Source organism: Streptomyces sp. NRRL WC-3549 (assembly GCF_000721935.1).
Classification (GTDB): Bacteria; Actinomycetota; Actinomycetes; order Streptomycetales; family Streptomycetaceae; genus Streptomyces.
Window position 1 is genome coordinate 19,716 of the sequence record NZ_KL585460.1, and the last position, 3,486, is coordinate 23,201.

Consider the following 3,486-nt stretch of genomic DNA (forward strand, 5'->3'; position numbering starts at 1 on the left):
GGCCGGAGCCATGGCTGCCGTGGCGTGGTTTCCCGTGGTTGTCGTGAACACGAGGGCCTTCGGCGTGACCACGGACTACGGCGCCTGGCCGATGCTGGTCCTCGCCTTCACCGGGGTCGCCGTCGCCCTGCGCTCGCGTTCGTCAGGTCTGCGTGAGCTCGGCGCGATGGCCGCGGCCTCGCCGCCTCTGGTCGCCTACGCCTACACGAACGCCTGGGCAGACATGCGGCCCGTGCTCGGCATCCTCCTCCTGCTGCCTGTCACGGCCGCGGCAACGGTGGCCTGCCAGGCCGTACGCCGTCGTCGCTGACCCTGCCTGCCTCTTCCTCCAGCCGGCCGCCCGACGGCGGGCGGCCGGCGCCGTCAAGCGCGCCAAGAGCTGTTGCCTTGTGGCCTCTTCGCGTCGGCAGCCCACCGTGGTCCACGCACTTGGCAATAGTCCGTTGAGATGAATACTCTCTCCAGAGCTCCATCCGTGAGTGCTGCCTGGGAACTGGCCGGTCGCGCGATCTCGGACGCCTCAGCCCAGGGGCGCCCGTAGCGCGGCATGCAGTGGCCTCTGGCCGGTCTCGTCCGAGCAGGGAAGATCACCGACTTGCCGTTCACCTTGTCCCACCCCGCCGCGGTGCTGCCGCTGATGCGTCGGCCGTTCGTTCCCTCGGCTCTGGTCGCGGGTGCCGTAGCCCCTGACGCCCCGTACTTCCTGGCCGTCCTCGGCCTGTCCGAGACCAGTGCCGAGGACTGGTACGGGCCACTCCTCAACGCCACGCAGACCCACTCCCTCGGTGTGGGCCTTCTGGTGAATCTGCCCACCTCCGTCGGCCTGGTGGTCGCGTACCAGGTGCTGCGGGCGCCGGTGACCGCACTGCTCCCGTCCGGCCTCGGCCTCCCAGAACCGGAGCGCACAACCGGTCTGCCGGCCAAGGCCCGGTACATCGTGTGGCTGCTGGTCTCCGCTCTGACCGGCATTGCCTCTCACTCCGTTTGGGACGCCTTCACCCAGGGCGACTTCCTGGTCATCCAGGTGGAGGCTCTGCACGCCTCGGCACTGGGGGGCTTGTCGGTCGCCCGGCTGCTGCAATACGCGAGCACCGTCTTCGGCCTGGCGGCCGTCGGCCGGTATCTGTGGCGCCGTCGCGGCCGGTTGCGCGCCGAGGGCGGGACCGTTGCCCGCCTGTCGCCCCTCACGCGGTGGAACATGGTGGCTGTGCTGGTCGTGGCCCCCCTGCTCGGCGGCGCTGTTGACGCCCATCACGACTTCAAGGCCTACCGCTATGAGACGGAAGTGGACTACAGCCGCCCGACCGTCGTCGACCTGGGCGGCGGCTCGAGCGATACGACCTATCCCTCCAAGACGATCCAGGCACCCTGGGGCACCCTCGCCGAAGGCGTACTGACCGGTGCCGCAAAGAGAGCAGGTGCCTCCTTCGCGGTCGCGCTCCTGCTGTACGCCGCCGCCTGGCAGATCGGCGCTGTGTCCCGCCGACAGGCGACGGCCTCCGGCGCCGCCTTCTCGCCCCCGCTGATTCATGACGAAAAGCGCCGACAGCGAGGGCTCGACCGGTGACGGCACCATCGAAGAGCGGGTGGGTCACAGTGAAGAGAAGGGTTCAGCGATGAACGAAATGGAAGGCTCCACCCTGAAGGTGCCGGGCTGCGGCGCTCACCTGATCGCCAAGGGCGAAAGGGCACGCACCGGCCCCGCCCATGCCGGCACCGGATCCGCGGACGGAGACACCGGGGATATCGGGACACCGACGGCGGGCACCACAGCATCCAAGTCCGCCCGGGCACGAGCTGAGCCCGGGAAGCAGCTTCGGACAGGACGCGCGCCACCTGGGCCGTCCCCCGCACGCGTTTGCCGTCCCCCGCACGCGTTTCTGGAGGACTCCAGGTCCTTCGCACCGAGCGGGGGCCGGGACGTTCCAGTGGGACAGTTGCGACGCTTTGAGGTCTGTGGAGCTGCTGCACGGCTCTTGGCGAGGCAGGCTCACCCGGTGAGCTCCGCACGCGCCTTCTGCAGCTGTTCCACACTGATCGTGCCGGTGTCCGGCAGACCCACGCTCTCCCACGCGCCCTGGGCGCGCGCCACGACACCGGCGGCGTCGTCCAGGAGAACCTTCTTCGCCATGTTCACCGAGATCGCTCCGTCGCCCAGGTCGACGAGGTGGGCGAGCATACGCACGTTGTGCTGGCGGTTGCCGGCCTTCTCCTCGTTGTACCGGTAGACCAGGTTGTACCGGTAGACCAGCACCCACCGTCCGACAAGAGAGCGGGCCCGCTCGATCAGCTGACGGCCGCGGTCGGTCTCCTCCTGCTCGGTCCGGATGTTCTCCGCGTCGCCGGACGGCGGCCGCAGGGTGAGCAGCCCGCGACGGCTGGTCTCCTCGACCTCGACCTTCTCCAGGAAGGCGACGAACGTCTTGGCGCTCTCCAGTCGGTCGATGTCCTGCGCGGCCTGTTTGGCGACCATGTGCAGGTCGACCGTGAGGGTGTGCACGCGGCGGCCCCAGGAGGCTTCCTCGCCGGGCTGGCAGGGGCCGGCGGCCTGGGCGGCGGCGATCACGAGGCTGTAGTCCACTCCCCCATCATCGCGTGCGGCGCCGACATCATGACTGGGTCCAGCCGGCCATGCCCCTCGAGGCTGCTATGTCGGTGTCGAGCCGCTTGAACAAGTTCTTCGACGCTCCCGATCGTGGTGCGGTCAGTCCGTTCGAGGGTCTTGAAGATCGAGCGGCAGATGACTCGCTTGAGGCAACGCTGCGCGTCGCGAGGGGTCTTCCCTTCGGTGATTCTGCGGGCGACGTGGGCCTCCGTGGCGGGGCCAAGTCGCATCCGGAGCAAGGTGAGCGTGCATGGCTCGGTTGAGTTGTCGGTCTCCACCCCGGCTGAGCCGGTGTCGGTCGGTGAGCCCGGAGGAGGCAGGGATCGGCGAGACGCCGGCAAAGGAAGCGAAGACAGCTTCCGAGCGGAACCGACCTTGATGAGACCAGCTGACCAGGATCTGAGCTGCGGTGATCGGCCCGACACCGAGTAGGCCGAGAAACTCTGGGGCCATCCCCCGGACCAGGGTGAGGATCTCCTTCTCGAGGGTCTTTGGCCCCGGCTTGCAGGGCCTGGATGCGCTGGGCGGTGGATCGAAGGGCCCTTGCTGTCATTCGGTGCTCAAGGTTCTGGGCCGGGCGGTCTCGGAGGTGGGCACAGCAGGTGACCTGGGCGGGACGCTTGAGTGCCCGCAGCTCGGCGCGGAGGTCGTCGGGTGCAGAGATGATCAGGTCCTTGAGCTGGTTGATAGCGGCTGTGGAGGCGAGGACCGCACCCTGGCGGGTCGCGCGAAGGACACGTAGTGCCTCACGCTCGCCGCGGAGTCCGGGCTGGACGCGGAAGCTGCCCCACTCGACGTCCTGGGCGTCAGCAGCGATAGCCCTCAGGAACATGGAGGAGAGCGACGAAGAACCAGACCATGAGGGCGGCACCGCCTGTGCC

General features: G+C 68.8%; 3 protein-coding genes and 1 pseudogene. 2 read left to right on the top strand and 2 right to left on the bottom strand.

Features of this window, described 5'->3' with window-relative positions:
- Positions 1-310: pseudogene (locus IH13_RS0135915) on the top strand (hypothetical protein); the annotation flags it as partial.
- 285 nt (positions 311-595) lie between these two features.
- On the top strand, positions 596-1,567 hold the full coding sequence (locus IH13_RS40005; protein ID WP_199814935.1) for a DUF4184 family protein: 972 nt from the start codon (positions 596-598) through the stop codon (positions 1,565-1,567).
- Positions 1,568-1,990: 423 nt separating this feature from the next.
- On the opposite strand, the gene IH13_RS0135925 is transcribed toward IH13_RS40005, so the two are convergent.
- Positions 1,991-2,581: a hypothetical protein gene (locus IH13_RS0135925; RefSeq protein ID WP_031091320.1), complete on the bottom strand. Its 591-nt coding sequence runs from the start codon at positions 2,579-2,581 to the stop codon at positions 1,991-1,993.
- A 123-nt stretch (positions 2,582-2,704) separates the two neighbouring features.
- The gene (locus tag IH13_RS45430) at positions 2,705-3,058 is read right to left on the bottom strand and encodes a transposase (RefSeq protein ID WP_082317818.1); all 354 of its coding nucleotides are present in this window, start codon (positions 3,056-3,058) and stop codon (positions 2,705-2,707) included.
- Positions 3,059-3,486: the final 428 nt, after the last annotated feature.